The 26,971-nt window shown below is 46.0% G+C and carries 26 protein-coding genes; 16 read left to right on the top strand and 10 right to left on the bottom strand.

Annotation, left to right across the window (positions count from 1 at the left end; all coding sequences use genetic code 11):
• Window positions 1-73 precede the first annotated feature (73 nt).
• On the top strand, window positions 74-1,513 hold the full coding sequence (locus GCE9029_RS20545) for a transporter substrate-binding domain-containing diguanylate cyclase (protein WP_062666474.1): 1,440 nt from the start codon (window positions 74-76) through the stop codon (window positions 1,511-1,513).
• Here the strand turns inward: GCE9029_RS20545 and GCE9029_RS20540 are convergent.
• On the bottom strand, window positions 1,510-2,412 hold the full coding sequence (locus GCE9029_RS20540; protein ID WP_062666472.1) for a GGDEF domain-containing protein: 903 nt from the start codon (window positions 2,410-2,412) through the stop codon (window positions 1,510-1,512). The two genes, GCE9029_RS20545 and GCE9029_RS20540, sit on opposite strands and share 4 nt — an antisense overlap.
• A gap of 313 nt (window positions 2,413-2,725) precedes the next feature.
• Here GCE9029_RS20540 and GCE9029_RS20535 point away from each other — a divergent pair, with 313 nt between their 5' ends.
• From GCE9029_RS20535 to GCE9029_RS20515, 5 genes are all read left to right on the top strand, one after another.
• A complete protein-coding gene (locus tag GCE9029_RS20535) occupies window positions 2,726-3,205 on the top strand; it encodes an SEL1-like repeat protein (protein ID WP_062666470.1) in 480 nt (159 codons plus the stop codon).
• Between the two features lie 111 nt (window positions 3,206-3,316).
• Window positions 3,317-3,643 carry a ribbon-helix-helix domain-containing protein gene (locus GCE9029_RS20530; protein WP_062666468.1) on the top strand — a complete coding sequence of 109 codons (327 nt, stop codon included), beginning with the start codon at window positions 3,317-3,319 and terminating at the stop codon, window positions 3,641-3,643.
• A gap of 98 nt (window positions 3,644-3,741) precedes the next feature.
• Window positions 3,742-4,137, top strand: coding sequence for a VOC family protein (locus GCE9029_RS20525; RefSeq protein ID WP_062666465.1), 396 nt, complete (start codon window positions 3,742-3,744; stop codon window positions 4,135-4,137).
• A gap of 51 nt (window positions 4,138-4,188) precedes the next feature.
• Window positions 4,189-4,731, top strand: a complete 543-nt coding sequence (locus GCE9029_RS20520; protein ID WP_062666463.1) for a hypothetical protein — start codon at window positions 4,189-4,191, stop codon at window positions 4,729-4,731.
• A gap of 2 nt (window positions 4,732-4,733) precedes the next feature.
• The gene (locus tag GCE9029_RS20515; protein ID WP_062666460.1) at window positions 4,734-6,308 is read left to right on the top strand and encodes a GMC family oxidoreductase; all 1,575 of its coding nucleotides are present in this window, start codon (window positions 4,734-4,736) and stop codon (window positions 6,306-6,308) included.
• A 30-nt stretch (window positions 6,309-6,338) separates the two neighbouring features.
• Here the strand turns inward: GCE9029_RS20515 and GCE9029_RS20510 are convergent, their stop codons facing one another.
• Window positions 6,339-7,073 carry a VOC family protein gene (locus GCE9029_RS20510; RefSeq protein WP_062666458.1) on the bottom strand — a complete coding sequence of 245 codons (735 nt, stop codon included), beginning with the start codon at window positions 7,071-7,073 and terminating at the stop codon, window positions 6,339-6,341.
• Between the two features lie 213 nt (window positions 7,074-7,286).
• Here GCE9029_RS20510 and GCE9029_RS20505 point away from each other — a divergent pair, with 213 nt between their 5' ends.
• Window positions 7,287-7,925 (top strand): hypothetical protein, encoded by a 639-nt coding sequence (locus tag GCE9029_RS20505; protein ID WP_062666456.1) that lies wholly within the window; start codon window positions 7,287-7,289, stop codon window positions 7,923-7,925.
• 8 nt (window positions 7,926-7,933) lie between these two features.
• Here GCE9029_RS20505 and GCE9029_RS20500 read toward each other — a convergent pair whose 3' ends face one another.
• Both GCE9029_RS20500 and GCE9029_RS20495 read right to left on the bottom strand, forming a co-directional pair.
• Window positions 7,934-8,701 (bottom strand): substrate-binding periplasmic protein, encoded by a 768-nt coding sequence (locus tag GCE9029_RS20500; RefSeq protein WP_062666454.1) that lies wholly within the window; start codon window positions 8,699-8,701, stop codon window positions 7,934-7,936.
• Window positions 8,702-8,846: 145 nt separating this feature from the next.
• Window positions 8,847-9,479 carry a 3'-5' exonuclease gene (locus GCE9029_RS20495; RefSeq protein WP_062666452.1) on the bottom strand — a complete coding sequence of 211 codons (633 nt, stop codon included), beginning with the start codon at window positions 9,477-9,479 and terminating at the stop codon, window positions 8,847-8,849.
• 311 nt (window positions 9,480-9,790) lie between these two features.
• On the opposite strand from GCE9029_RS20495, the gene cspE reads away from it, so the two are divergent.
• Complete coding sequence (gene cspE / locus GCE9029_RS20490; protein WP_002537692.1) at window positions 9,791-10,003, top strand: transcription antiterminator/RNA stability regulator CspE; 213 nt, start codon at window positions 9,791-9,793, stop codon at window positions 10,001-10,003.
• A gap of 76 nt (window positions 10,004-10,079) precedes the next feature.
• Here the strand turns inward: cspE and GCE9029_RS20485 are convergent, their stop codons facing one another.
• From GCE9029_RS20485 to GCE9029_RS20470, 4 genes are all read right to left on the bottom strand, one after another.
• Window positions 10,080-11,783, bottom strand: a complete 1,704-nt coding sequence (locus GCE9029_RS20485) for a glycoside hydrolase family 30 protein (protein ID WP_062666450.1) — start codon at window positions 11,781-11,783, stop codon at window positions 10,080-10,082.
• A 234-nt stretch (window positions 11,784-12,017) separates the two neighbouring features.
• On the bottom strand, window positions 12,018-12,365 hold the full coding sequence (locus GCE9029_RS20480) for a hypothetical protein (protein WP_062666448.1): 348 nt from the start codon (window positions 12,363-12,365) through the stop codon (window positions 12,018-12,020).
• 158 nt (window positions 12,366-12,523) lie between these two features.
• Window positions 12,524-14,368 (bottom strand): sensor domain-containing diguanylate cyclase, encoded by a 1,845-nt coding sequence (locus GCE9029_RS20475; RefSeq protein WP_062666446.1) that lies wholly within the window; start codon window positions 14,366-14,368, stop codon window positions 12,524-12,526.
• Between the two features lie 84 nt (window positions 14,369-14,452).
• The gene (locus GCE9029_RS20470) at window positions 14,453-16,624 is read right to left on the bottom strand and encodes a lipoxygenase family protein (RefSeq protein ID WP_062666445.1); all 2,172 of its coding nucleotides are present in this window, start codon (window positions 16,622-16,624) and stop codon (window positions 14,453-14,455) included.
• A 798-nt stretch (window positions 16,625-17,422) separates the two neighbouring features.
• Here GCE9029_RS20470 and GCE9029_RS20465 point away from each other — a divergent pair.
• Window positions 17,423-17,836 carry a hypothetical protein gene (locus tag GCE9029_RS20465; protein WP_062666443.1) on the top strand — a complete coding sequence of 138 codons (414 nt, stop codon included), beginning with the start codon at window positions 17,423-17,425 and terminating at the stop codon, window positions 17,834-17,836.
• A gap of 378 nt (window positions 17,837-18,214) precedes the next feature.
• The gene (locus GCE9029_RS20460) at window positions 18,215-19,450 is read left to right on the top strand and encodes a site-specific integrase (RefSeq protein WP_062666441.1); all 1,236 of its coding nucleotides are present in this window, start codon (window positions 18,215-18,217) and stop codon (window positions 19,448-19,450) included.
• 19 nt (window positions 19,451-19,469) lie between these two features.
• Here GCE9029_RS20460 and GCE9029_RS20455 read toward each other — a convergent pair whose 3' ends face one another.
• Both GCE9029_RS20455 and GCE9029_RS20450 read right to left on the bottom strand, forming a co-directional pair.
• Entirely contained in the window at window positions 19,470-20,369 is a 900-nt protein-coding gene (locus tag GCE9029_RS20455) for a DUF4435 domain-containing protein (protein WP_062666439.1), read from the bottom strand.
• Window positions 20,370-20,371: 2 nt separating this feature from the next.
• Window positions 20,372-21,661 (bottom strand): AAA family ATPase, encoded by a 1,290-nt coding sequence (locus GCE9029_RS20450; protein WP_062666438.1) that lies wholly within the window; start codon window positions 21,659-21,661, stop codon window positions 20,372-20,374.
• Between the two features lie 605 nt (window positions 21,662-22,266).
• Between GCE9029_RS20450 and GCE9029_RS20445 the strand changes: the two genes are divergently transcribed.
• The 6 genes from GCE9029_RS20445 (at window position 22,267) to GCE9029_RS20420 (ending at window position 26,882) form a co-directional block, all read left to right on the top strand.
• Window positions 22,267-23,166 (top strand): hypothetical protein, encoded by a 900-nt coding sequence (locus GCE9029_RS20445; RefSeq protein ID WP_062666434.1) that lies wholly within the window; start codon window positions 22,267-22,269, stop codon window positions 23,164-23,166.
• A gap of 87 nt (window positions 23,167-23,253) precedes the next feature.
• Entirely contained in the window at window positions 23,254-23,496 is a 243-nt protein-coding gene (locus GCE9029_RS20440) for a helix-turn-helix transcriptional regulator (protein ID WP_062666432.1), read from the top strand.
• A complete protein-coding gene (locus tag GCE9029_RS20435) occupies window positions 23,489-23,770 on the top strand; it encodes a hypothetical protein (protein ID WP_062666430.1) in 282 nt (93 codons plus the stop codon). Before GCE9029_RS20440 ends, GCE9029_RS20435 begins: the two co-directional genes overlap by 8 nt.
• Window positions 23,754-25,292 (top strand): replication endonuclease, encoded by a 1,539-nt coding sequence (locus tag GCE9029_RS20430; protein ID WP_062666428.1) that lies wholly within the window; start codon window positions 23,754-23,756, stop codon window positions 25,290-25,292. Before GCE9029_RS20435 ends, GCE9029_RS20430 begins: the two co-directional genes overlap by 17 nt.
• Window positions 25,293-25,482: 190 nt before the next feature.
• Entirely contained in the window at window positions 25,483-26,400 is a 918-nt protein-coding gene (locus GCE9029_RS20425; RefSeq protein WP_231870172.1) for a hypothetical protein, read from the top strand.
• The gene (locus GCE9029_RS20420; RefSeq protein WP_062666426.1) at window positions 26,400-26,882 is read left to right on the top strand and encodes a hypothetical protein; all 483 of its coding nucleotides are present in this window, start codon (window positions 26,400-26,402) and stop codon (window positions 26,880-26,882) included. Before GCE9029_RS20425 ends, GCE9029_RS20420 begins: the two co-directional genes overlap by 1 nt.
• Window positions 26,883-26,971 lie beyond the last annotated feature (89 nt).

The raw sequence follows: 26,971 nt of genomic DNA, 5'->3' as shown, positions 1-26,971 counted from the left end.
ACAGTATGTGGTCTGTTGGTTAAATTTTGCGACAATGTTGTCATCAATTCACCTTGGGGAATGACTGCCTTTGATGCATTTGCTTCGGTTATGCCGATTCGTCTGTAGCGTTGTGGTATTTGTACTGGGGATCTCCCAGTCAGTTGCGTTGGCTGAAACGGATAAAGACACCATTATCGTGACGAACTCTCATAGCTGGAAGCCATTTGCTTTCTCTGAAAATGGCATCGCTAAAGGACTGTTGGTCGATTACTGGAAGTTGTTCGGGGAGATCAATAATACACCCATTGAGTTTGCGCTTTCTGACTGGAATGACTCGTTGGTTGCGATGCAAGAAGGTGGGCGCAAAGTGCACGCTGGTTTGCTCTATTCCGAATCCCGCGACGAATATCTGGATTATGTTTTTCCCCTTTTTGAAATCTCCACCACTTTATACGTGGTTAATGATGCTGAAGAACTGAAAACACAGGGTGTAGTGCCAGGTATGGTTGTCGGTGTGGTGCGTGGTGGCTTTGAAGAGGAGTATCTGAAAAACCGTTATCCGCTTGTTGCTACCATGGGTTTTGATAACAATGCCGCCCTCATTCAGGCGGCGCGTAATGGCAAAATTAAGCGCATGCTGGTCGATACCCAAGTTGCTACCTACTATCTGCTTCAACAGGATAACCCTCTGGGGTTTGTCCCTATTGAGCGCATGTACAAAAAAATGCTGTACGCAGCGGTACCTGCAGGCAACGAACTGCTTCAACGCGAAATCGAAAGTGGTATTAAGAATATTCCGCCCCATGAAATCGATCGCATCAAACAAAAATGGCTGAACACCAGCAGGACCACGAAAATACCAAACTGGCTTTGGCCTTTGGTGGGGTCCGTCTTGTTGTTGGGTTCTGCAAGCTATATCATTTTGCTGAAACAGGCAGTGAAGCGGAAAACCCGCGCTCTCAAAGCGTTGAACAGCAAACTTGAGGAATATGCCTTTACAGATTCCTTGACGGGCTTGATGAACCGCCGGGGTCTCGACAGGGTGTTCGCCAGCAAGCGGGTCAAAAGCATGCAGAAACGTGGTCAGCTGGGTGTATTGATGCTCGATGTGGATCACTTTAAGCAAATTAACGACAAATATGGCCATTCGAAAGGCGATGAAGTGCTGAATAACCTGGGCCGGGTACTGAGCAACTACCTGCGTGAAGCAGTGGCGATATCCCGCTTGGGGGGAGAAGAGATTTGCTTGCTGGTGCCAGTGGAGGATCTGCACGATCTTGAGGTTAATGCCGATTACGTTTGCAGTTTTATTGTACCGCAGGTATCTCAAGAGGGTGTTGGGTTAAGCGTCACTGCATCTGTTGGTGCGTTGTTGGTGGACAAAGACGGGAAAGAAACGTCTTTAGAAGCGCTGCTTCATCATGCTGACCGGTTAATGTATCAGGCTAAAGAAGCGGGGCGTAACAGAGTGATGCTGGGCTGTCTGTCCAGCCAACAGCATCATAGATATTCAAGTCAGGTTAGTGCTTAGCTTTTCTCCGGCGCGTTTTCAGCAGACTCGTCGTAATTGATCACGCGGTTACGCCCGGTCTTTTTCGCGATGTAAAGGGCTTCGTCTGCGCGGAGACTGGCAGAAAGAAAGTCTTCCGTCGCATCAAGTACAGTCGCGCCGATGGAAATTGCACAACTAATCGTTAGAGGCTGAGAATTTGGGTGGCTGACCCTGACTTCGCAGTCTTGTACCGATTGTCTCAACTGTTCCAATCGCGCTGTGGCCTCGGTATGGTTATCCGCCCAGATAAGCAGTGCAAACTCCTCCCCGCCTAAGCGGAACGCATATTCATCTGGTGCAGTGAAGTCTTCAATTTCCTGAGCAAAACGACGAAGCACGATATCGCCGACCGGGTGGCCAAAGGTATCGTTGATGCGTTTAAAGTGGTCGATGTCCGCCATGGCGAGGTATTGACGGCGCTGTTGGGCGGCATGGCGCTCGCTGAACAGATCTAACAGATAACGGCGATTATAAAGATTGGTGAGATCGTCCCGGTTTGCCATATCACGCAAAGTACGCTCGCGACGGATTTGGTCGGTCACCACGCTCACAAACGTACACATGGCTTTTTCGCCATACCAATCAATCACTTTATCTGTAATTTCAGCAATCATTGGATTTCCTTTCAGATCCATATGATTGATTACTTCCGGGGGGGTCGGGATTCCAGTTTCAATCGCATGATTGTAGCGGCGCTGCGCCTCAGGCCAGTGTTCCTCTTCAAAGAGCACACGGATAGAAGGCAGACTCAGCACGTCTTCTGCACTCGCCATTCCACTGAACTTTGCGAATGCATTATTAGCATACTTGGGGACAAAGTTGATGTGTATGACGCAGGGGTTGGGGTGGATGTCGAGTATGTCTTTAAAATCTGGCATCGCGTGGAGAAAGTGCTGGTCAAAAATTTAATGTGCAAGTTATCACTTACCAGTATGAAAACTGCGATGTATTTCAAGAATTTGGAATTGTCGTTAGAAATTAATCAGTTGTGAATCATATGTCTTACATCTTTGTTAGTAGTGGGGCGCAAAATTATCATTCCACTCAATAATGGAGCGAATCTCTCAGATTTAGATAGAGCCAATTCTTTTTACGTAGACCTGACAGAGAAACGGGTTTTTTTGGGGAAGAAATGCCGCTTCCTGCTACTTTCAAATTAAGATCAACATTACACCGAGATAAGGTTGATTCATGCATAAATGGAGATTATTGGTAGGCGTTAGCGTGTTATGTTTCTCGTCATATCTGCCCGCTGAAACTAGCGAGTTTTCCTATACCGAACAATTAGATAGTGATAACCGCATGAAGTGTCTATATGGCTATTTTGCGGAGAAAACTGGCGACCATGATTTCGCGGTGGCGATTCTTGAAGACTGTATTGCACGCTGGAATGATGTTTATTCCATGCTGCTGCTTGCTCAAATTCATGAAAACGGTGTGTACTCAGCGTCCAATCCCTCCCGTTCCACAGCCCTAATGAAGCAGGGGGCACAACTCGATGATGAAGCAGGCTACTCGCGACTTGCGAGATATCACTACGGGAAAGCGCTTTACGAAGGCTTTGGCACTGCTGTCGATAAAAACCAGGGAAAAGAATATCTCCGAATGGCCGCCCGCGAAGGGGTTGAAGCCGCCTGCGAATACCTTGAACAAAATGGTGAACTTTGCTGATGACGTGAAGGCGTAAAGTTTCCATTCGCTTCGCTGTCTTAAGGATGAAGCAAGGCCGCACAGCGACTCTGGATATGCTCAATAGGAGTAGTAGCGCAAAGGTAAGAAGTCATGTGTACCATTTTCGCCGGGCAGGATCCCACCAATTACGAAATGCATTCCCGTTCTGTTCGCCTCGCGGGCCATTCCACGAGTGTCAGGCTGGAAAAGAAGTTCTGGCAAATCATCGATCATATTGCCCATTCCCAGGGCATGAACACGGGTAAGTTCCTCACCACGCTTTACGACGAAGCCATGGATATCAATGGGGATGTCACCAACTTTGCGTCTCTGCTCCGCTGCAGTTGCATTTTGTATTTGAGCGAGCCACACGGTGTGTTGGATCTTGCCAACGCTGAACTTCACCAACAAGCCGCGTTGGTGAAAAAAGCGGTCTAGCGGCGTTAACAATATTTTTACATGCGGTAGCATGATACCACCTAAGCAGGTGTCCCTGTCGTTATAGTGGGTTTACCCAATAACGCATGGAGGTGCTTATGGCGAAACTCATTCATTCGATGATCCGGGTGCGCGATCCGGATCGCTCAATAGCCTTTTACAAAACTGCCCTCGATCTCGACGTCGCACAGCGATTCGATTTTGAGGGCTTTTCCCTCATCTATTTGCGTAATGTCAGCAACGACTTTGAGCTGGAATTAACGCATAACCATAGCCAGAGCGAGCCCTACACCCACGGAACGGGCTATGGTCATCTTGCCGTCTGTGTGGACGATCTGGCCGCGACACACAGCAAAATCAGCAACGCCAACCTCAACCCTGCCGAGATTAAATCCATGAGCCACCAAGGTGAGCCAATGGCGAGGTTCTTTTTCCTTACCGACCCCGATGGCTACAAAATCGAATTCCTTGAGCAGTCCGGACGTTTCCAATAGAAGAAGCGCCGCACTGCTTGCAAAAGGACACTGAAAGCAAGGAGAACAGCAATGAATAACGTGAAACCCCAATACTCCCGACGAGCCATTCTAAAAATGGGAGTGATGACCGCCACCGCCGCGTATGCCTATGTAGCGGCGGGAATTTCCCTTTCTGGTAAATCCTGGGCACTAACAGTCAAAGCGCTGGATGACAATACCGCCAGTCATCTGGTGAGTATTGCGCGCAGTATTTATCCTCATCCAAGCCTTGATGATGTCTACTATGCCGCGAGTGTCGAAAGTATTGATGCTCAGGCCGCCAACGATCCCGTTTTGAAAAAAGCCCTGATCGATGGTGTGGCAAACCTCATGAAAAACACAGGAGGTGACTGGAATAGTCTGCCTTTGGCGAAACGAACTGAACTGCTTCAGCAGGTGGCGAGTGACCCGTTTTTTCAGGCAGTCCGCGGCAACATGGTGGTGTCTCTTTACGACAATCCTGGTGTCTGGCCGGCGTTTGGTTATGAAGGCTCTTCATTTGAAAAAGGCGGCTATATCAACCGTGGCTTTGACGATATTCAATGGCTGCCAGCATCCGGTAAGGAGGGATAATCATGGCTAAGCAGTATGACCTGACTGACGACAATGTAGTGGTAGTGATTGGTTCCGGAGCCGGTGGCGGAACTTTGGGAAATGAGCTGGCACAAAAAGGCGTCGATGTTGTGTGTCTTGAAGCCGGTTCGCGCCTTGATTACCGCAAGGACTTTGAAAATAACGAATGGAAGATGTTTGGTAAAGAAGCCTGGCTAGAGCCGAGGACCACGTCCGGCACATGGGAAGTAGCCAGAGACTTTCCCGGCTTACCAGCCTGGATTTGCAAAACCGTTGGCGGCTCAACACTTCACTGGGCAGGAGCAAGCCTTCGCTTTCAGGAGCACGAATTCCGCACCCAAGACGTGTATGGCGATGTAAAAAACGCCACCTTATTGAACTGGCCAATCACCCTCGCTGAGCTTGAGCCTTATTATGACAAAGCGGAAGACAAAATGGGCGTGACCCGCACCCATGATATTCCCGGTCTTCCCGGCAATAACAACTTCAAGGTGTTGCAGGCCGGTGCGACCAAAATCGGCTATAAAGATGTGCATACCGGACGTATGGCAATCAACTCCCAGCCGCGAGATGGACGGGCAGCTTGTCAGCAGCTTGGGTTCTGCTTCCAGGGCTGTCGAATGGGGGCGAAATGGTCGACGCTTTACACTGAGATCCCGAAAGCGGAAGCGACAGGTCACTTTGAGCTCAGGCCCAGCAGTCATGTGTTGAAAATTACTCATGATGCGTCAGGCAAAGTAGATGGTGTGCTTTATGTAGATGCTGACGGTAATCAGCAACATCAAAAGGCGCGTATTGTCTGCTTAGCCGGTAACTCAATTGAAAGCCCGCGCGTGCTGCTGAATTCTGCCACTGCCATGTATCCAGATGGGCTTGCAAACAGCTCAGGCGAAGTGGGGCGTAACTACATGCGCCACGTGACAGGCTCTGTGTATGCTGAGTTCGAAAATCCCGTGAACATGTACCGTGGCACCACCATGGCGGGGATTGTGACTGATGAGTCCAAACACGATCCATCTCGCGGCTTTGTCGGCGGCTATGAAATGGAAACCTTGTCACTCGGTCTTCCCTTTATGGCGGCATTTCTAAAACCGGGTGCATGGGGCGAGGAGTTTGCCAAAGACATGGAAGGTTACGAGCGCATGGCGGGCATGTGGATCGTCGGTGAAGACATGCCGCGTTCAACCAATCGCATCACACTAAACACCGATGTCAAAGACCAATTCGGATTACCGGTTCCTAATGTGCATTACGATGATCACCTCAATGACATCGCAATGCGAAACCATGCCTACAAGCAAGGTGCGGCAATTTATGATGCCGTTGGTGCGGTGAAAACCCACAAAGTTGTCCCCTATCCGTCGACGCATAACCTCGGAACTAACCGGATGAGCGCCCAGGCGCGGGATGGAGTAGTCAACCGTTGGGGGCAGTCCCACGATATCGATAACCTGTTTATTTCTGATGGCAGCGTGTTCACCACGGGAGCGGCAGAAAACCCAACTTTGACCATTGTTGCCCTTGCAATTCGTCAGGCGGATTACATTGCTGATGCCATGAATAAAAAGCTGATTTAATCATTTTCTCCCCGGCGAAAGCTGGGGAGTTTATTTCCCAAGTTCTGCATCTTTGAGATCTTGCGGTGTGATTTCCTGTCCGTCAGCCTCAAAGCTAAATAGGCCGCTCGCTTCTTTAGAAGGCAACGTGAAAGGCGGCGCATGATGAACCAGTTGAAACTCCAGCACAGTGTAAGGGCGCTGCCACAACCACTCACGATTACTCACGGCACCTAAATCCGGCTCAGGCAGAGGCTCATCAATAAAAGAATAGAAATAAAGTGTAAAGCCGTAACTGGCTACAGGTTGGATGGATTTTAGCGTTAGACCCAAGCTATCCGCCCATGTCTGCATGGCATTTTCGTTATGACACCGGAGAGTGATGTGTGCCAGTGTTGCTCCATCGGCTATCGGGTGTGTCAGTGGACGGTTTTCCGGCTTGTTACCTTCAAAGGTGGTTTGCAGCAACTCAATGGTTAAACCGTTTGGGTCAGAGAGGTGCGCGAGGTAGCCAATATCCTGAAACTGGCGTGGCGTTGAGACATTGATACCTTGCGAGCGAAGCCATTGGCAGGCAGCATCCAAGTCCGCGACGGTAATGCCGATTTTCCAAAAAACATCGGTTGGTGTTGGTTGGTAACAAGTGTCAGACGAAACAAAAGAAAGAGACGCGCTTTCGCCGTCAAATCGCCAGCCAGAATCAGTGAGTTTCATACCCAAAATGTCTTGATAGAAAGCGTGAAGACTCTCGCCAAGCTTTGCTTTGATGGTAATGCCCGTGAACACCGAATACTTCTCCTTTCCTTGTGTTTATGCCTTTTATTGTTGCTGTTTCTTGGGAAAAAAGTGCGATGAAAAAAGCGTGATTTCAGACCGACAGCAACTGACTGGTTTGTAAATTTGCCAACGGCGTCCCGACACTCATCGATAGGTTTGCAATTGCAATGTGATGTGTATCAAAATTGTCACACGATAAATTTTGGAATAGAAATCACGTTAATGCTCAGGGCGTCAACTCTCGCAATATCACTGGTATCAATCGTAGGCTGCTCCCAGGAAAAAGACGGCGACGTCTTTCTAGAGCGCTGCTTTGCTGATCGTGAATATAACTACGAATGCGATGGCGTCAGTTTTACGGCGCTGCAAGGCTTGGTTGAAAAAACCAGCGAGCAAGAGTTGGTGGTGAGAGTCGGAAGAGAGCCTTTCATACTCTCTAATCCTGAAGGCTTTGAAGGGCTGGCAGACGTGGACATTGATTACCTGAAAAACCTCTCCATCAAGTTTTCTGGCACGATCAAAGAAGCCACCTGGATCCAGAAAAGCTTTGATGTGGAAAACCCACGTATTGACTGGTTTGAGATGCCGGACAAAGAACACATTGCCAACATCCGAAAAGAGCGCAAAATCCGCTCAGCGATGTTAGATGCCCGCGGCGGTGAAGATGAAGCCTATCAATATTGCGCGGCACAGGCCGAAAGCTTTTACGGTGCAGATTGTGGCTTCGACCAAAGCTTCGAGTCAGTCTGGAACAAAGACACGCTATTCACCACAGTGAGTTGTAGAGGAGAAAGCGGAAAGAAAACCCGTTTTAAGTGCAGCACCTATGACGGTATGACCGTGCTTGAGTCGTACTGGTGATCTCAGGGCTACTGTTCTAATTCAGAATATTTACTGACAATCTCTGCGTATTTGCCTGACGCTTTCACCTGATCCAACGCCGCTTGCCAGCGGGCAACCTCTTCGTCTGGCGTGTCTTTGGAGAAAGCGATATAAAGCTGAATGTTGAACAGTGTAATGTCAGTTTTCTCGATACTGTCTGGATTGATGCTGCTGTTTTGCATCATCGGCTTGTAAGCAAACTCCCCTATTGGTGCCAAATCCCCCCGTCCCATGGCCAACATAGAAAAACTCTGTATTGGTGAGTTGGTCACATAAAGATTGTTGAACCCCTGAGCTTGCAGAAACCCGGTTTCCGGGAAACCTCGGGTCACCAGAATAGAGTTGACCCCTCGCGCGTCTTCGAGTGATTGGATATCAGTATTGGCATCTTTGCGGCGAAAGAAGCGGATTCTGTCTTCGACTAAAGGACCGACCCACTTGAACAGCGGCTCTCGCTCTTCCGTCCGGCTCATGGAAAACAGGATACGACGTTCTTTCCGCTGCGCTTCTTTGAACGCTCTTGCCCAAGGGAGGATCTCGATATCGTCAGGATGTTCGACGATCGTGAACATCTCCCGGACGATCTCGACAGATAGGCCAGTAAGCTCACCCCCTTCAACATAGCCAAACGGGGCGAAGTCCTCTGTCATCACAGTGAATGTTTGAGATAACGCGAGCTGACTGTTGAGCAGCAGTGGAAGTGCGATAAGGCAGCAGATGGCGGATTTTAACCGCGACTTACTCAGTAAGTTCATTATTCACCTGACATTGCATTTTCTTGTTTTTCGTATGCATAAAGTTTACTCAAACTCAAAAATAGCTTGGTTCTATTTATGCTAAGTCTCAAGAGTGGATCCGAAGCTGTATCAAGAAGAGTCGGAAGATGCAGGGCGCTTCACACTAAATGCTGGCTGTTACGCGCTGTTTGTTGAGAAAAGACGGCAATGCCTGTTTGCTGGTTTTGCTGATGGTTTGCATCAACCTAAAGCTTGGATTGGTAACACCTTGTTGTTGAAGCTCTTCAAGCATCAGCAGCCAGAGTCTTGCTGTCATTTCAGCATCAGCCAATGCGCGGTGGAAAACGCCATCATTGGCAATGCCCTTAAAACGCACGAGATCGCCGAGTTTATGGGTGGGGGAGTCTTGAATAAGACGGCGGGCAATCAGCATTGAGCAAGTAAACTGACCGGAATAATCTGCGCGCAGACGTTCCAGTTCCGCATCCAAAAAGCGCTTATCGAAAGAGGCGTTGTGAGCCACAAGATTAAAGTCAGCGATAAACACAGCAAAGCGACTCATAACATCTTCGCAGCCTGATGCGGTGCGCAGCATATTGTTGGTGATGCCAGTGTAGCCTTCGATAAAACTGCTGACGCGAAAGCCGGGGTTCATTAATTCCTGAAAGGTGTCGACTACCTCACCGTCAACCAGCTTTACTGCACCGATTTCAATGGCGCGGTCACCCATGTTAGGTGATAAGCCCGTGGTTTCGAAGTCGAGGACAACGACGGTATTAGCGGCAGTAGATGGCATTGGGAAGCTTCCGGAACAAGAGAAACAGAGGGAAGGAGTATACAGGGGAAACGACTACATGCGTGAAAAGTGAAAAAAAAGCTCGCTATTTAACCGGCACACTGTATAGTTCGCGCCTGGCTCAGAAAGAGCTGTTAATGCCAAATTTAGTTTAAGTTTCTTCTCAGCTACTTCTCGATAGTCTTCGTTAATACCCTGCGTCAACTTGTGCTTCATCGACCATTCAATAGCTTTCCATACAGCCTTACTGTTCAACGTCAGCGTTTAGCTTGTCGTTAACACACTCATTTAAAAACAAATTAGAGGTTACTATGTCTGATAAATCGACTGGTCTGGTAAAATGGTTCGACGAAACTAAAGGTTTTGGCTTCATCACTCAAGACAACGGTGGTAAGGACGTATTCGTTCACTTCCGTGCAATCGTTTCTGACGGTTTCAAAACTCTGGCTGAAGGTCAGAAAGTACGTTTTAACGTTGAGCAAGGCCAAAAAGGTCCTCAAGCGACTAACGTAGAAGCGCTGTAATTCAGCGAGAGACTGCGCAATACGCGGTATATTGCGCAGTTTTATTTACTGCTTTTTCTTCCTCAGGGCATCGCCCTTAAAGTTGAACCCTTACCGTTTGCAGTGCATTCGCTGGCAGGGTTATCAGCGCACTCTGCGCACCAATCACCAAATCAAACTGTATCGGCTTCTTGGTCGTGTTGAGCAGTTGCACACTCAGCAATCCTGATTCATTCACCGTTGCACTGGCATGTAAATCATCCTGTTCCAATCCGCCTAACAAAGTATCGGTTTTGACGGCTTTATCACCGGGGCGAATCGTGCGGCTGAACTGTGCTAACACATCATAAATCGGCGTGTAATAGACATAGCCCGTTTCCGTATCAATCATGATCGGCGCCCCGCAGAAATTCCCGGCATGATTAGGTCCGCCTTTGGCATCTAGCACCGCATTCCAATCTACCCAGCCGTTCATCCAGTGATTCAGACTGACGATAATGTCACGCGCGTAGCGGTGCACTGGGGTGTAGATAGGGTGGTTTTCCGGGTTTGGCGCCCAAGTAGCGGTGTATGCCCAATCGGTCGCGTTTTCATTCCACCAGAACGCGTCGTTATCAAACCAGCCGGACTCCTGAAATTTCACCGGATCCAAAATGCCTTTCGGCGCAGGCTTACCGAGATCGTCAATGGTGCCTTCAGTATGGATGATGGCGAAATCCGGGAATTTGTTGTGTACCTTCTCCAGCACCTCTTCGTACACATCCACCGTGCTGGAATACCAGTGAACGGCAGAGCCATAAACATACGGCGCGGTGTCGGGATCGCCCAGGATCACATCCGTCCAATGTTCCAGATGATCACGGTTTTGATCGTAGATCAGCAATCGAGTATCGCTGAAAGCGCTTTCTTTTAAAGCCGGACCAAGAAACTCTTTGATGAAGGTATTCTGGCTCTCAGCAGTAAAGTGCATGCTCTCCCAGTTGCCGCTGTTGCCGTGCGGTTCATTGACTGGCGTTAAACCCCAGATATCAACTCCGGCTTCCTTATAGTGCTCAAGGTATTTCACCAGATAATCCGCATAAGTGGATTCATATTCCGGTTTGAGCGATCCGCCCGTGCCTTCCCAGTCGTTCTCTTCTGAGCCTTTGATGAACCAGGTATTGATGTCTTTCATCCAAGGTGGCGCTGTCCAGGCAGAGGCAATGATGTTCAGGGTGCCGTCATCTTGTTTTGCTTTGATCGACTTTGCTTCTTTGATCATCGGCAGCACGTCGAACGATTCATCCTGAATACCTGGATACTTAGCTTTTGAAAAGCCATCACTGTCTGGTGCGATAGTAAAGTGCTCCAGCGCCGCATCACCTTCCACTTCGGCATAGCCGAGCTTTCCTTCCACAGAAAAGTCGGTCGAGCCAATCGGCGTGCGGGTCAGCGAGAAGTTTGCGCCTGATTCGCCGTAGAGGTTGTTCATGACCTCAAGACGCTTTTCTGGCGGAAGGTGAGCTAATACAAACGCAGCAGATTCAGTGAAAGACGTACCGATCCCAGTAATGGTTTGCTTGGTGATATCCGGTTGGATGACGACTTGTGTGCCGTTTGCGCGTTCAGTGGTGAAGGACTGGTTTGGCATCACCGACATTTTGTCTCCCGCTTCGCTGGTCAGCAGGATTTCACTCGTTGAGGTTAAGCCAAAATTCTTGTTATTACTCAATGCTTGCTCCCTGTCTTTATCAGTAGTGCAGGAAAGCAGCATTGCCGAAGACAACGCAACAAGCGCCGCAGCGACTGCTCTCACTTCCATGTTGTTCGCTCCACAGTGGGATGGTTTTTTGTTTATTCAGCGACCGCGCAATAGTCCCTTTTACGCAGTGAGCTGACACCCGCGGATAGGTATAACGGTTTCAGGTGGGCTTGTAACTAGTCGGAGTGGTTTAGGTTTTCAGTATTCTTGCGATTGGGACAAAGGGCGAGCCAAGGTGCCACCAGAGGTGCTGAAAGAGAGCGAATCGTGGAAGAGGAATAAACGCCAGTGGCGCTATGTTGTCGGCTCTGGGGATCTCAGCCACTCAATCGCCAGTTTTTCCAATGACTCCCAACTGGTGATTTCATGGGTACCGATGTGGAAACGGGAAGACGTCAGTTGTCCATAGAGCTTGAAGTTTATCTTTTCTCGGGGGTACTGAATCTCGCAGTGCACTGACTTAGCAAGGGTATCGATATCAAACGCGACCACCATAATTGGTAGCGACTTATCGCCGCCACGAATATTGAGGCGAAGCACCACCGGCAGCCCTGCATCATTGGCGAACATATACATAGGCACAACACTGTGCTTGCTGCCGCTAGGGAGCAATTTGTGAAGACAATCCAGCCTATCGAGCATACCTTTCCCCTTGGGTTTTAAGGATTAATCCAACTTAAGCCATTTCTTCAGTGTAGTGATGTTTACAGATTAGAAACTTGATTTGGTTAAAGTTTGTGCGATTTGGCGCGAGGGGAGCAGAAAACGGCGCGTTGAAAATGAAAGGCATGCCACCGCATTTACGGCAGTGGCACTTCGTTTTCCCTAGGTGCGTAGACCACGCGATTACGGCCTTCCCGTTTCGCTTGGTATAACGCGTGGTCAGCATTTTGCAGCAATTGGTCGAGGTTTTGAGTGGGATGCCAGGTGGCCATACCGACAGAAATGGTGACGCGAATAAATTGGTCTTCGAACTCGATATCCGAATCTTCTACGGCTGAAAGCAGTCGTTCTGTCATGGTTTGAGCTGCCTCTCCCGGTTTGTTTTCCATGATGACAGCAAACTCTTCTCCACCAAGACGCGAAAGGAGATCGGTTTTTCGCAGTGATTGGTTTAAAACCTTACCGACATGTCGAAGAACAGCGTCCCCACAGGCATGGCTGTATGTGTCATTCACCTTTTTGAAGTGATCAATATCGATCATCAGCAGGTGCACACTTGGCGAGGCGTTGCGCTTCGCCCGCTCAATGAATTGCTGTGCGCCTTCAAAGAAAGAGCGCCTATTCGGTAAACCCGTCAGCAAGTCGGTGCGGGCTTCTTTTTCGGCCAGTGCTTTGGCTTCATACAGTTGCTTGGTTTGCGCTTTAACCCTTTCTTCTAAAACGTGCGCGGCATTTTCCAAATATTTCCAGTGTTTTTCTTCAATGCGTTGCTTTTCCCGCTGCATGTGTCTGAATCGAAGGATCATGACAGTAGTCAGCAAAATGACTTCAATCAGACCACCAAAATAAATCAGCCATTCAGCGAAGGCGCTGTCTGCGATGTACCCTCTGAGTCTTGCTGAGGCGAGCGCCATACCAATGGCAAAGAACACCCAACTTCCTGAAAACAGCAGTGCGTGTGGCACTTTTTTCTTGTGAGCATAGATGCCCAGAGGGATCAGGAAGAACGCCCCAATCGCGGTGAAATCAATAATGATTCGGGAAAGATAAGGCTTACCAAGGAGGTTAAGGACCACGCCGACCGCGACCACTGTCACCACTGCCAGCATGACTTTATCAACACGTGGTGAATGCTCCGGCACATTCAAAAAGTGACGAACAAAAAGAATGGCGACGAGTTGGCAAATGTTTATCTGCAGCACCACCATCCATAACTCATAGTGCTGTGATGCGATTAAATAGCTCCACACACCGCTGAATGCAGCAAAAAGTGAGGCGGCTGAAAACGCGAAAGCGGTGTAATAAAGATAAAGCCGGTCTTTTGTGGCGAAATAGGCGAGCAGGGTAGACAGACCCATGGCAATTTCCACACACAACAAAATCACCAATAGCGATAATTCTACATGTGTAGAGTGGTAAAAGTCAGACTCTTCCCAGATACGCATAGAGTCAAATTTATGCATAGGGAATTCTCTTCCCTGAAACAGGCGATAGTAAACCTCAACCTCAGAGTCAGGCGGGACATCGACTGAAAATGCAGGCCTGTAAAAAGAGACCGGCCGCGAGTCTGTGGGCTCAGTGTAGACGAAGCGTTGATGCGTGAATGTGCCGTCACCGCCTTTCAAGCGGAAGTAGAAATCGATGGTCTCTACGGATGGCTCCACATACTCCACAATGACTTTTTTACTGACGGGTTCAGGATTAGATAATTGAAAACTTATCCAGGTCGGAAGCGTCGAAAAGCCTCGGTTAACCTCACCTTTTTCGGGGCGCTGCCAGTCCGTGATAGCCACGACATCATCAATGGTTAACTGATATGAGGGATCATCGATAAAACGAAATTTATCAACCGTCGACCTCCCGCTTTCCCACTGTGACAAATCAATGGTTGTTTCCGCAGACGCGAGACCAGAGACACTGAAAGTGATAAACAGGACGGAAAACACCAGTGATAAAAAGTGATTAATCCGACGTTGCCACATGCATGTAGATTCCTGAGTTAATGGGCTTATCACCTTCACTCCCCGCCAAGCATTGCCGGATACCCAGCAGGGAAATGCCAATGACTAAATACTGATACTGTTCGGTATCAAAGAGGGCAGTTGCATCACATACGGCATAGGTCGTGAGGCATTGCGCTCATGAATATCGATCTCGATTCTGTTTAAGTTCATGTGGAACTGAGTCAGTATCGGTGCCACACGTTTGTCGGTGAAGTATTGGGTTCTTGGGTCATCCGTATAGTGACCAAGGGTGTCATATTGCACGCCGGCTAACAGGTAGGCGAATGAGGTTTGATAGAGCGCCACATCCAAAGGCGGCAGCCAATCAACTACATCTTCCTGAGCGAGTATTTCACTGCGTCCTGGCATTGGCTTGTAAAGCGTTCCGCTCGCCCCAGGGATATAAGACATCAGCGGATACTGCGCATAGTTCACTGAAGCATGTTGGGCACTTGCGGTATAAATGATTTGCGCCACGACACGGCAGAGATAATCAAAACTGTCGATTTGTACCGGGCTCTTTTCATCATTCGTTGCCGTTAAGCCATCTAAGCCCCTTACTGCGGCGCGCTTTGGATTAACCAGCTCATTCACCCAGGCTTGAAGCTCAAAATCATCCAGCACCATTTTGTTGCGCGCTTCCGCCGTATCGCCCTCGTAATAAAGCGACAGATAATCAGTCACGAATTGCTGAATCGCAGCCCAAAGGTCGAGGGTATCTTCCCTGAACGGGAAAGACGGTAACGAGTCGCTTGAGACACCACGTTGATGGAAGATCTTATCTGGATACTGATCATCAAAGCGACGCTTTTCATAAGCGTCCACCAGTACTTCCGCAGTTTCCTGATGCGAGGTTGAAATCACGGAGGCCACAACGCCGCCTGGCACCATCAAGCTGGTGTAAGCGCCATGATTAATGTCCAAGGTGAAGCGGAAATGCGGTTTCAACAGCACCATCAGTGGGTGTGTTTGTGGCAACTGTCGATGGCTGGCGACAACAATGGGTTCAATCACCAAATGGCACGCGCCCAAATGCGCCACGGTTTCATGCTCAATCGTACAGGCATTTTGCACCACCATTTTTGCCAGCAGCCACTTTGCGCCATCGACATCGTTGTTATTTGTGCAGTCATTTGGCGTAAAAATTGGCGTGGTGTCGGCATTAAAATGCTGTCCTAATTGAATGGCGATGGGCTGCATTGCGCCGTCAGTCGGGTAGCCATGAGGTGGCGACGCATTCCAATAGAACAGCGCAATCGGCGCTTCAGGGTAGCGGTGTAAACCATGCAAAGACGCGCCTTTCTTGCCTTCAAACATGGTGTAATCGCAAACGTACAATAAGCCTTTATTGACGGCCTCAGTGAGCGTTAACGTACTATCACCGCTGACTTGCTGCAGAATGTCGTCAGTAACGGGCATCTTCTCCAGAAGCTCAGCCAGCAAATACACATTCTCATGCGCTGCTTTCTGTGTTCTGACACCTCTGAGATTAGTGGTATTAAACCCCGCGATTTGCATGTAGCCAAAGTACCAATCTTGCAGACAAATCGGTAAATCATCTTCCGGCATCCACGCTTTGCGCTCTACATCCAAAGCTTGAGGCGTCGGCAAGGTGTTAAACAGCAATTCGTAATCTGCCAGTCCTTTCGGTTTGAGATACTGATGCCCACGCTCCTCATTCAAGGTGTAGTAAAGCGTGTCTTTCAGAAATGCCGTAAAGCCCTCTGACTCAAATTGCTTGGTGACTTTCGCCAGCCCCTCAACGATGTGCATGAAATCTTTGGGTAGATGAGAGAGGCCTTTAAGCGCCCCTTCAATAGCATTAGGCACCTCAGCCAGTGCTTCGAGCAACGCCTTGGTTGCTGCTACATCTTCAATCACAGCCAGTGGAGAACTTGGCGATTTCAACGCGTGGTAGGCCTCGTTAACCTTTTTGATCGACTCTGAGACATCGCCGGTCAAATCGTCCTGCAGCTCTCGCTCAAGCAAAGACACAACAACCTTTGTGAAGTTTTCCAGCAAGGGCAAAAAGACCTTAGCAACTTTCGCTTCATACTCCAGCGTGAACTCCTCTCCTTTAGGCAGCCCTGCAGAGAGGGACAGCGGCTCAATGTAGCTGAACATATAGTTATATGACGCTTGTGATACCGATACCTGAAACGCTCTATTCTGAATAGCTTCCTGAGACAGCGTCTGTGGAAGTGATGGAGTCATAGAGGAGTTTTTAGATTGCATGCGCTTTCCTTGCTGGCTTTTCCCAATCTCCTTGGGATACTTCTTTTCTAACAAAACCGTGGTTCATTTTTGTTTCGTTAGTTTTATATATGAAGCAGCCAATAATAAAACAATCAGTAGACGTTCATGCGCGCAAATTCAGGCGCACTACACAAACATCAATATTTGCGAGTGTGATTTTGTTTAACTGAAAGAGCGTGGATTCGTTGCATTTGGGCTGCGTGTTCTGTAAGCGCACTGAACATCAATGTCATTTGGGGTATAAGGTTTAAAAGTTACAGAACGTTTTGGATCTTTGTTCCTATCTTTGGTGTTTTCTACCTGTTCGTTGTCGGTGCCAAGGGTAATGAATGGGCATGGAAAAATAATGAATGGGAAAGTATTGATGCGTTCAAAGCATCACAAAAAAAATGGTCGCGGGCAGCACTTGGATACATTGTTGTTCTTGTTTTATTTTCTGTCGTCTTTACTCATTCTCTTACTCATGAATTTGAGACATCTCCGTCTACCAAGCTTGCGTTAACCTCGATGGAATAAAGTGAGGTTTTCAAGGCTAATATAGGGATTCCTCATGATTATTCTTTAAGGTCAGGAACAATTGGTGGTCCTGAGTCTGAAGGCTTTGCTGAAATGGAATATGTTGTCGAAGGAAATCATGGTGAAGGTATGCTTTTCTTCAAAGCGAGTCATACCAATCTGAACTGGCAGTTGGACTGCCTGACAATTCAGTTTGCTGATACGCACGAAACAGAGACAGTTATACCTTGTGAATAGCGCTAAAAATGAGGACGAATCAGCATGGATAAAAACTCGGTCGTCAAGATAGAGCCAGTAGACACTGAATTCAATGAACAACGCGTGTCAGACGTTCGCGGTGTAAATTGGGACGGTTGTATGCTCAAAGTCCATGTCGAGTTTGATAATGTCGAAGAGCCTGTGTACGTCTGCTTTTTTGGGGTGGATGGATTCAGAGTGTTGGATGAATTCGACCTAAATGAGTTTTGGTGGGCAGACAATGCCGACCTTACTTGGCTTTGCACCGTGAAAGAGGGAGGCTGGCTTAGTCTTGAGAAAACACGGTCTGGTTTTCTATCCGATCCCGAAGGTCTAACTGAGTATCTTATTGCTGGTAATACTGAGTGCGTCAGTATTCTGACAACCGCACCACCAACTATCATTTACGCTTCCAAAAATGCCCTCAATTCAAACTAAAGGCTCCTGACGGTTCAGTTCATGGAGATAGGCAGATATTTGAACGAGGCCAATGAGAGCTGTTTTGCGTATTGCTTTGCCGCTCCCTTACTTTCGAAAGGATAAATCCCTGCCTTATCTAACTCCGCAATAGCATCATCTACATTTTTCACCATCCTCGCAGATTTGAATTATGGACCAATCGATTATGAGGGGGATTTTTCGTTATTTTTCAATGAACAAGGATGAACGAAAATGCACAAATTAACTTATTAAAATCAGTGGTTTGTCGTGTTTTGGTTTGTTTGCTCTTGTTCATCAAAATCCATGGGAATATGATTAATTTGCTACATATGTGCTACACAGCGAGCGCGGCGAGTTGCAGGGAAGCAAAAAATCATGCCTATAAAAAAGAAGATCACCACCACCAGTATCAAGCAACTTCGGATAGAAGATAAGCGGATCAATGATACCGAAATTCTCGGCTTCCATGCGCGGATTTCTTCGGCGGGTCGCATCGTTTACTACCTGTTCTATCGTTTTGATGGCAAACAGGTGAACTACAAGCTTGGAAACGCAACAGATATCACTCCCGCTCAAGCGCGAGACCTTGCCAAAGAGAAAGCGGGACAAGTGGCTAAGGGCAATGACGTACATGAAGAGAAAAAGCAGGTACGCCAAGAAACTCAACGCCGGAAACACCTCAAGCTCCCTGTTTACCTTGATGAGCGTTATCTGCCGTTTTTGATAACGCGAAATCCCAAAACAGCCAACCGCATCGTTAACCACATAAAAAGCCGCTTCGCATTTCTGATGGATAAGGAACTGGATCAAATCACCCCTTGGGAGATTGAAAAGTGGCGTAGTGAGCAAAGGCAAAAAGGGCGAACACCTTCAACCATTAATCACAGCGTGAACTCACTGAAAGGCGCGCTATCAAGAGCGGTTGAATGGGGGTTGATTGATTCCCACGAACTGAGCAAAGTCAAAACCATCAAAGCGGATAACATTCGCGTCCGTTACCTTAATGAAAGCGAAGAAAAGCGGTTGCGTCATGCTATCAAGCTGCGTGATATGAATGCCCGCGCTGCTAGGCGTTCAGCCAACGAACACAGAGAAATTCGAGGTTATGAGCAATTTCCAAGTTTGGATGATGTCACCTTCGTGGATTACGTCGAGCCGTTGATACTGCTTGCCATGAATACAGGTTTGCGCCGTGGCGAGCTATTGAGTCTTGCTTGGTCAGACATTTACTTTACTGAGCGTTACCTGCAAGTACGTGGCGGTAATGCCAAGTCAAAGCAAGGCCGAACCATTCCACTAAACAATGAAGCGTACAACGCGCTTTTCAACTGGCGAGAGCAAAACCAGAAAGCGACTTATGTGTTTGAAGGTAAGGCTGGCGTGCCGCTTACTGAGGTGAAAAAGCCGTGGGGCATGGTAATGAAGATGGCAGAAATTGAAGAGTTCAACTTTCATGACCTCCGCCACCACTTTGCCAGTAAGCTAGTGATGGCGGGGGTAGACCTGAACACAGTTCGAGAATTGCTAGGCCATGCAGACCTTAAAATGACGCTAAGGTATGCACACTTAGCGCCAGAGCATAAGGCTGCTGCTGTTAGCTTGATTGGATAAAAATCTCAGAGTATTAAACCTATACTAGTAAGATTCCTAAGTCTTTTTGTTTTGTGAAGTCATCAATTTTCGTATAAAGCTCGCTTTTCTTGAAATACATTGAGTCGTAAGACATTGCCCACAATTTTTCAATGTTATCTCCGCTATTTACCATATCATTGTTAATCTTTAAGTGTTTTCTTATTAATATGTATGTTAACTCAGAAAGATCATGCCCATGAACTATCTCATCTATTGGGAAGTCAAGGGCAATTACCTTTTCTAATGATGAGTGTATTTCCTCCTGAGTTTTTATTGACCCCTTGTCTTCTACTTTGTTAATTGAGTAGTTTATAGCTGTTTGAATAAGAGCTGTGTCATCAATAAAGGTAAAGCTTTTTACATCAACAAATTTTGTAAAGTCTAACTTTTTCCCATTCGCCTTTTGAGGTTTGAATACTAGCCCAAGTCTATCTAACTTGTTTGCTAGTTTTAAACATCCTACCTTATAGGCGAGATCTTTTATGTGGCATTTTAGGTTGGGAAATTTTTCCATTAGAGTTTGTTTTCTCTCTAAACCTAACATTTGCTCTAAAACTTTTTCAAAAGTGGGAGTCTTGACTATCATACCCTCAGAATCATGAGTGTCAGTTATGAAAAAGTTTGGATGAAAATCCTCTTGGTAGTTCCCTCTTACTCTAATAAAATCTGCGTCTCTGATTGCAATCTTATCTGTAAACCCTCTCCCTTCTAATATTTCCCAAACATCCCTCATTTTATATTTTCCAAAAGTGACTTTAGGTTCAATTAATTCTTTATTGAAGAATTGTGGATATACATTTAAATCTTTTACACCCTCAATAAGTAAATAATATTTTGAGTCATTCGTGTCTTGCATAATAGAGTTTGCAATTCTATCTGGCGTTATAAATTCATCCACAGTTATGACTCCAAACCTACAAGTTTCTGAGTCAGATTCCAATGATTCCCTATGAGGTCAGGGGAGTGAGTTGCTATTATTACAGACAGGTTGTTTTGAGAAATTATCTCTTTTATGTCATTAATGAAATTGTTTTGCCAAGAAATATGTAGAGATAGCTCAGGCTCATCAATCAAGACAAGACTTCCTTTGCCATATAAGAAGATAAGTTTGTAGAACAGAATTATTTCATGTTGCTCTCCTGAAGAGAGCTTTTCGAATGGAAACTCTAAAGGACTACCTTGTTCATCATATAGAATGGTTGATTGAACTTTAAAGCCATTATTCATACATGAGGATATTTTTTTATGTTTAAGTCTGGCGTTAGTGATTCTTAGGAATAGTGAAAGTTGTTTGTGGATTTCATTGTATGGCTCAAGCTTTTCCTTGCTATCCTCAATATATTGACTTATGAAGTTGAAAACGCTGGCTTCATTCTTTTTTAAGTTCTGAATATCTTCAAGGTTAATATTTGTTAACAGACCCACACTTGCTAGCTCTTTTCTTCTATCATTGAGTTTGTTTAGTTTTTCATTGATGTCATCACTTGTTAATGTTGTTATTTTGTTTAACTTTTCTATTACTCGGTTTGGAAATGTACTATCTAGGTTGGCTGTTATATTCTGCGCTTTGTTGCTGTATGATTGTAATTTCTCTTTTAGGTCTTGGGCACAATACATTATTGTTGATTTGTATTTTTCATCATTTTTTCCGTGTTTTGTTAGTATCCGCTGTGTTTCAATTAACTCAATTTTAATGTGATCGACTTTTTCTAAGAACCAGTTAGGGAGTTGATTCCTGCTTTTTTTTTGGTTAATTAATTTTTGTATGAAAATATCATCCTCATCATAGTGCCGGTAGACTCTTTCTACTACATCTCCATTTTCATTTTCAATTAAGTAAGATCTCCTATTGAGTCTATTTCTTCTAGCTGACTTTGAATGCTCATCAAGGTTTATCCACTTGTTTTTTGCGGACTCTGGGTTCCTAATTTTTAGTCTGTTTTGGCCTTTTTCATTATGTACTTGTAATAACCACTGACTCTTGTCAGTAAATGTAATGGTTAGCTTTTTAAATGTTACTTCTTTTACTTGATCAAAGTTGTATTTGAAAATGTTATCTAACATCTCAAGTAAAACGGTTTTTCCAAGTCCATTTTCACCAATAATTATTGTTATATCATCATCAGAAAAGCTTATCTCATGGGTGAATATTCCAAATAAACCTTCTATGATTATTGATTCTATCTTCATGGGAGCTCTCTATTAGTATATCTAGTGATTGGCGATTGATTATACTGTTAGGGTGCGTTTTTTTCTTTAAAAATATACATTCACTTTCAGAATGGTGATTTCCATCTGATAAATCAGGTCTAGAAAGTGTTCTCGTCGACTTGATTAATTAGTGAGTCTCCTGCGATTTTTATAGATATAGTATTCGGCCTCTTAACCGACCAAACCTCATGAATACTAGGTTTCTAACTGAAATTGGTAGATCTAAAGGCTCGGTTCGTTTTGGTTAACAAACCTAAAGACCTTTTAACTGTGGGATTTTCTCTAACCATTAAATACTAACTTTGAATTAGATGGAGAGAATACGAGCCAGATCGCTTGCAGTGACGTTACGTTGGTATCAACTTCCCTTAATCTATCTGGATGTAAATTCGGTTTGGAAGCCGACGGCTTAACCAACCAACTTCGGTTAGATGAACCTTTAGGTTACCTCTTTCGGTTAAAACCAAACTTTCAGCTTCTTAACCGACGAAACCGCATAAACACTGGGCCTCTAAACGAGTCGGGTAGGCCTAAAGGTTCGGCTCGTTCGGCTTACAAACCTAAAGGCTAGGAAACAGGCAAGGATGCAAAAAAGACGTTTTTATCGCTTAGACGAAATCAGTGATATCACCCCAATCACCAAAGGCGATTTACTTCATGCCGTTGAAAGAGGCGATTTGTCGCTTTGTGCTTGGGTGGATGCTAAAGCGCTAGGCGCTCAAATACAGAGCAAAGAACCTAATAGGCCTGCGCTGGCAAACTTGTTTGATTACCGTGGGGTTTTGAGTCTCACGTCCAAGCAATCGATTGATTGCCTCTCTTCATTAAAAACGGCGATTAGCCGGACGCTTATCCTTGAACCTGACTTCGTTGCCAATTGGCGAAGTGTTTCAACGGATTACCCTAAAGCCAAACCTGTTCGGTTTAGTTCGGTTACCACATTGCCGAATAAGCATTTAGACCCATTTGTTGCGTTCGCGTCGATTGGTACTCAGGCGGTATACGGTCAGAGGGCAAAGCAATTTGCGAAAGCGGGTACAGATGAGTGGCAAAGAGAAGGCATCTCAGGCCTGTTTGATGCTTTGCTCGCTACCGAGGAAGAATTGGCAATCAAACCGTTAGAGATTCGGCTTGATCAGCTTCGGTTTGATTTAGAAGCCGTGAACAAAGTATTTGGTCTTGAAACAAACCAAAGTGAACGTAAAAGCCAGAAAGTGGTAGACCTGAGCGACATTGAAACGCACGGGATAAAGATAATGATAAGTAAGGTGCTCTTTGGTAATCCTGATGCTGAACCTCGGGTCATTTGGAACGCGATAAAGCGAGATCATCATACCGAAGCTAAAGAAATTGATGTTGATAGCCTGATTTACGACATCAATCATGATTTGATTAAGTGGTTTGGTCAGGGCGATACGACAAAAGAACTTAAATATAAAACCTTCACAAATTACGTTTCAACCCTGAAAAACGAGGTTAAATAAAAACTCTCCCAACTAGAATCCCAGCCAGCGTCCCAAGGCAATTGGGACGCTTACGGTATCTCCCAACGAACAACAGGAGATATCGTTATGGCTATACAGCACTCGAATAAACGCGCATACACTGAACAAGAAACTTCCGCCTATATCGGCATGAGCCGTTCCTTTCTGCGTCAATCACGCATGGAAGGCCACCGCCAGAACCGCACCGAAGCACCACCGTTTATTAAAATCGGTCGTGCCGTCCGTTACCTGAAAGAAGACCTCGACCAATGGCTTGATAGCCACCGCAAGCAAACTCAACTTGTTTGTGATGGAGGTGAACATGTCTAACGCCAAGAAGCTTAAGTTAAACAAACACCTTCGAGACGTTATCGGAGCGCTTCAAAAAGGGCATTGGTTCGAACTGTGCAATTCAAGCAAGCCATGTATTGAAGGCCGTTACGCCTGCTCTGAGGGTTTCGGTATTCGAGTGATGCACCGGACGATTCTCAAACTTCAACGAGAAGGGATTCTGACTAAAAGACAGGTTCAATACTACGGTATCTCGTGGCTTCGCTACGAACTTACTGATACAGGGAGGGCGTTAGATGTTAGCCATTCCTGAAAGCGAACTGGCGAAAATTGATTGGGATGACAGGGCGTTCGTAAAAGAGCGCCTTTCCTTATTGCCCGCCAAAGCACAAAAGATTCTATTCGCTCGTTACAAGACAATCTCAAACAAGCAGGTTAGAAACACAGACCTTCGTGAATTGGTTGATGGCCTAACGGCAAAGCTTACCGTTTCCCCTGAAACGCTTAGTCTCAGCATGTCAGAAGATGAGCTTCGTGAAGAGGCCGAAAATCTGGTTGATGCTGCGTTGTCGATTCGTCGAGCCATGATGGGCAACGAGGAAGAAACGCTTTCTTCACTGACCGCACTTTGCCTCAGCTATGGAATTACCCCACCAGAAGAGAAGAAATACACACTCGAAGGGCGTTTACGGCGGCTGTCGGACAAGTCTTGGTGGCTGCGCAGACTTCGCAGGGCATTGCGAGCAAACATAGAAACTACCATGCGCCACTTTGGGGAAGTGAATCGCTGTAAGGCTATCTATTGTTCGGACGAAACACTTACCGCCAGGACTGCGCAGAAATTCCATCAAACGGAATATCTTTCAAAGACTGTCATGACCAACCAACACGGCCAAAGCTTTAGCCTGTTGGAGCTTTCACAAAAGGGCGTATCAGACCCGAAAATCCGCAAAACTGAGTTGATGGTTCGTGCACGTGGCTTTGAAGACCTCGCTAACGAGCTAGGCCATGTTGCCACCTTCCTCACCATTACTTGTCCGTCAAAGTATCACCGTAGCTATGCAACGACGGGAGACGATAACCCCAAATGGCAAGGCTATACGCCAGCCGAAGCCCAAACCTATCTGAACGAGAACTGGAAACTGGTTCGTGCCAAGTTGCAGCGAGAAGACGTGCGTTTCTATGGTTTTCGCGTCGTAGAGCCACAACATGACGGCACACCGCATTGGCATTTACTGTTATTTGTCGAGCCTAGGCACTATGACACCTTGATAAACATCATGCGTGAATATGCCATGCGCGAAGATGGCGACGAGAACGGCGCAGATAAGCACCGCTTCACCGAAGTGAAGATTGACCCTAACAAGGGTTCAGCAACGGGCTATATCGCCAAATACATTTCTAAAAACATAGACGGTGAGAACCTTGAAGCAGGTGTTTACGGTGAAGACCCGAAATGCGCAGCGGCGAGGGTGGATGCGTGGGCGGCGTGTTGGAGCATTCGTCAGTTTCAGCAACTTGGCGGCTGTTCGGTGACTGTTTGGCGCGAGTTACGCCGTTTAAAGGCCATGATGGGTGAAAGCAAGCTAGTGACAGAAATCCATGCGGCAGCAGACAAAGGATGTTGGAAGACGTTCACCGATTTAATGGGCGGTGTGTTCTGTAAGCGCACAGAACAGGCTATCGCACCGCATTATGAACTCGCCGTTGATACGGCAACAGGCGTTGTGAAAACGTCTATGTATAGCGAAGAAGAGCTTTTAAAGGTACTGAAAGGCATTTCAACGGGTGGTAAAACCATTATCACCCGAACCAACGAATGGCATCTGTCCTAGGGACAGATGTTCTTTTACTTGGAGTTCTGTGAATAACTGTATTTAGAAACAAAAGCGGATGCCATAGAGCCCTTCAGGGTAAGTATGTTTAAATTGAACTGTTTATATGTACAGTATAAGATCGTGAGAGTGAGCAGGTGAAATTTGATGTTGTGAGTTAAGTTTCGCATTAAAATGCTAAGAATAATTAGTGTTTTACTTGGTTTTTATTTCATCGATGAATTTCTACGCACTACGAGTATCTTTGGTTGCCACTGAGCCACAACTTTTTGTCGGTAAAAACATGTCAAAAGATATCTTATCTTTTGAAGATGCTCTAAATCACGCTGTTGGTGAACCACCTAAAAATGAACAAGGACACGTTCTTTTTTCAATAAAAGTCAGTGTATATGACCGCAAAACAGGCGCGATGGCAGGTATGGTTGCAAAAGCAAAAAGTTTGCATGGCCATGACTCTGACTTTAAAGAATATAGTGTTGATGATTATCCACCAATGGTTTGGTTTTGGGATCGAGAGCAACAAGTGATTCTGCTGGAGAAAAAAACTAATGTGTTCTCTACCCCTAGCGCTGCTTGTAAGGCGTTTGAAAAGATAGCTAACAACTATGAGCTTGCTATGTTGGGCATTAGAGCAGAAATAGAACCAGTGCTAAATCGAGATGAGCAAAATTTTTGGGAGGAGTATGACAAGTTTGAGGTTGTGCAGTCTGTTACTTTCGAACTTACACCTCCTAACCTCTTTGGTGAAACTGAGAAAGAGATGAAAAAAGCTCTGAACGATACGGCAAGAAGCACTAATGCAAACAAAGTTACTGCTATTTTCGAAAACAAAGATAAGAAGCTAAAACTGAAAAATGATAGCTGGGTTGGCAATCTCGTTAGTTGGTGCAGAAAAGGTGGTGGTCACTGGTTTCTAAAGGGATACCTTCACGGAAAGAAAACTCAAATGACTGTTAAGAGTGAAAAAACAGCAAAAATTGTCCATATGAAAGGACAAGGAATTACAGAAGTTACCCTGACTAACTATGCACCTCATGATGTGAAAGATATCGTTGAGCTTTATCGAGATGATTACCGCTATGATGATGGGAATGAGAAAGTAAGTTAATGATTAAGCCAGTCGCTATAGTTGTAATTATCTTTATATTTTGTCTGGCATTTTCATCTAGTGATGAAAATGCTTACAAGATTATTGAAGCTGCAACGCCAGGAATTCTTGGTGCGATTCTAGGTGGCATTACCGCTGGCCTATCAATCATCTTTAGCGTGCTTCTTACTGTAACGTCAACTAACGCCACAAAGATAAAGTTATCTTCATTTATGGGGTTTATTTCGAGCCTAAGAGTTGATGTTTTAGCTTTGTTGGCATGCTTAGTAGCATCGCTCCTTCTTCCTTATCTTAGAGTTACAGGAATTCCCCTACTTAATTATCCAATTCATGAGCTAGTTCCTGATAGACATACGTTTTATACAGCACTACAGCTAACAACGATTTCCGTTTCTGTTGCCATCATCGTTGAAGTGTTTAACGTAATGTTCGGCTTGTTTAAGTATTTTTCCAAACTCAAAGATGAACAAGATATTGAGTGAAAATTGTAAATGGTTATGTAGTCCTTTTAGGATAAAAAGAGAAATCGGTCAGTCTCCATTATTGGCGGTTATCTATACACTTTTTAGTT

This window comes from Grimontia celer (assembly GCF_900055185.1).
Taxonomy (GTDB): domain Bacteria; phylum Pseudomonadota; class Gammaproteobacteria; order Enterobacterales; family Vibrionaceae; genus Enterovibrio; species Enterovibrio celer.
This window is presented reverse-complemented; position numbering and strand designations above follow the sequence as displayed.

Coding starts and splice junctions, on each gene's coding strand:
- GCE9029_RS20520 (WP_062666463.1), top strand. CDS start 4,189: ATGAATAACGTGAAACCCCAATACTCCCGACGAGCCATTCTAAAAATG.
- GCE9029_RS20515 (WP_062666460.1), top strand. CDS start 4,734: ATGGCTAAGCAGTATGACCTGACTGACGACAATGTAGTGGTAGTGATT.
- GCE9029_RS20430 (WP_062666428.1), top strand. CDS start 23,754: ATGTTAGCCATTCCTGAAAGCGAACTGGCGAAAATTGATTGGGATGAC.
- GCE9029_RS20440 (WP_062666432.1), top strand. CDS start 23,254: ATGGCTATACAGCACTCGAATAAACGCGCATACACTGAACAAGAAACT.
- GCE9029_RS20535 (WP_062666470.1), top strand. CDS start 2,726: ATGCATAAATGGAGATTATTGGTAGGCGTTAGCGTGTTATGTTTCTCG.
- GCE9029_RS20500 (WP_062666454.1), bottom strand. CDS start 8,701: ATGAACTTACTGAGTAAGTCGCGGTTAAAATCCGCCATCTGCTGCCTT.
- GCE9029_RS20540 (WP_062666472.1), bottom strand. CDS start 2,412: ATGCCAGATTTTAAAGACATACTCGACATCCACCCCAACCCCTGCGTC.
- GCE9029_RS20480 (WP_062666448.1), bottom strand. CDS start 12,365: ATGCTCGATAGGCTGGATTGTCTTCACAAATTGCTCCCTAGCGGCAGC.
- GCE9029_RS20545 (WP_062666474.1), top strand. CDS start 74: ATGCATTTGCTTCGGTTATGCCGATTCGTCTGTAGCGTTGTGGTATTT.
- GCE9029_RS20485 (WP_062666450.1), bottom strand. CDS start 11,783: ATGGAAGTGAGAGCAGTCGCTGCGGCGCTTGTTGCGTTGTCTTCGGCA.
- GCE9029_RS20435 (WP_062666430.1), top strand. CDS start 23,489: ATGTCTAACGCCAAGAAGCTTAAGTTAAACAAACACCTTCGAGACGTT.
- GCE9029_RS20525 (WP_062666465.1), top strand. CDS start 3,742: ATGGCGAAACTCATTCATTCGATGATCCGGGTGCGCGATCCGGATCGC.
- GCE9029_RS20445 (WP_062666434.1), top strand. CDS start 22,267: ATGCAAAAAAGACGTTTTTATCGCTTAGACGAAATCAGTGATATCACC.
- GCE9029_RS20465 (WP_062666443.1), top strand. CDS start 17,423: ATGGATAAAAACTCGGTCGTCAAGATAGAGCCAGTAGACACTGAATTC.
- GCE9029_RS20470 (WP_062666445.1), bottom strand. CDS start 16,624: ATGCAATCTAAAAACTCCTCTATGACTCCATCACTTCCACAGACGCTG.
- GCE9029_RS20420 (WP_062666426.1), top strand. CDS start 26,400: ATGATTAAGCCAGTCGCTATAGTTGTAATTATCTTTATATTTTGTCTG.
- GCE9029_RS20505 (WP_062666456.1), top strand. CDS start 7,287: ATGCTCAGGGCGTCAACTCTCGCAATATCACTGGTATCAATCGTAGGC.
- GCE9029_RS20475 (WP_062666446.1), bottom strand. CDS start 14,368: ATGTGGCAACGTCGGATTAATCACTTTTTATCACTGGTGTTTTCCGTC.
- cspE (WP_002537692.1), top strand. CDS start 9,791: ATGTCTGATAAATCGACTGGTCTGGTAAAATGGTTCGACGAAACTAAA.
- GCE9029_RS20460 (WP_062666441.1), top strand. CDS start 18,215: ATGCCTATAAAAAAGAAGATCACCACCACCAGTATCAAGCAACTTCGG.
- GCE9029_RS20450 (WP_062666438.1), bottom strand. CDS start 21,661: ATGAAGATAGAATCAATAATCATAGAAGGTTTATTTGGAATATTCACC.
- GCE9029_RS20530 (WP_062666468.1), top strand. CDS start 3,317: ATGTGTACCATTTTCGCCGGGCAGGATCCCACCAATTACGAAATGCAT.
- GCE9029_RS20495 (WP_062666452.1), bottom strand. CDS start 9,479: ATGCCATCTACTGCCGCTAATACCGTCGTTGTCCTCGACTTCGAAACC.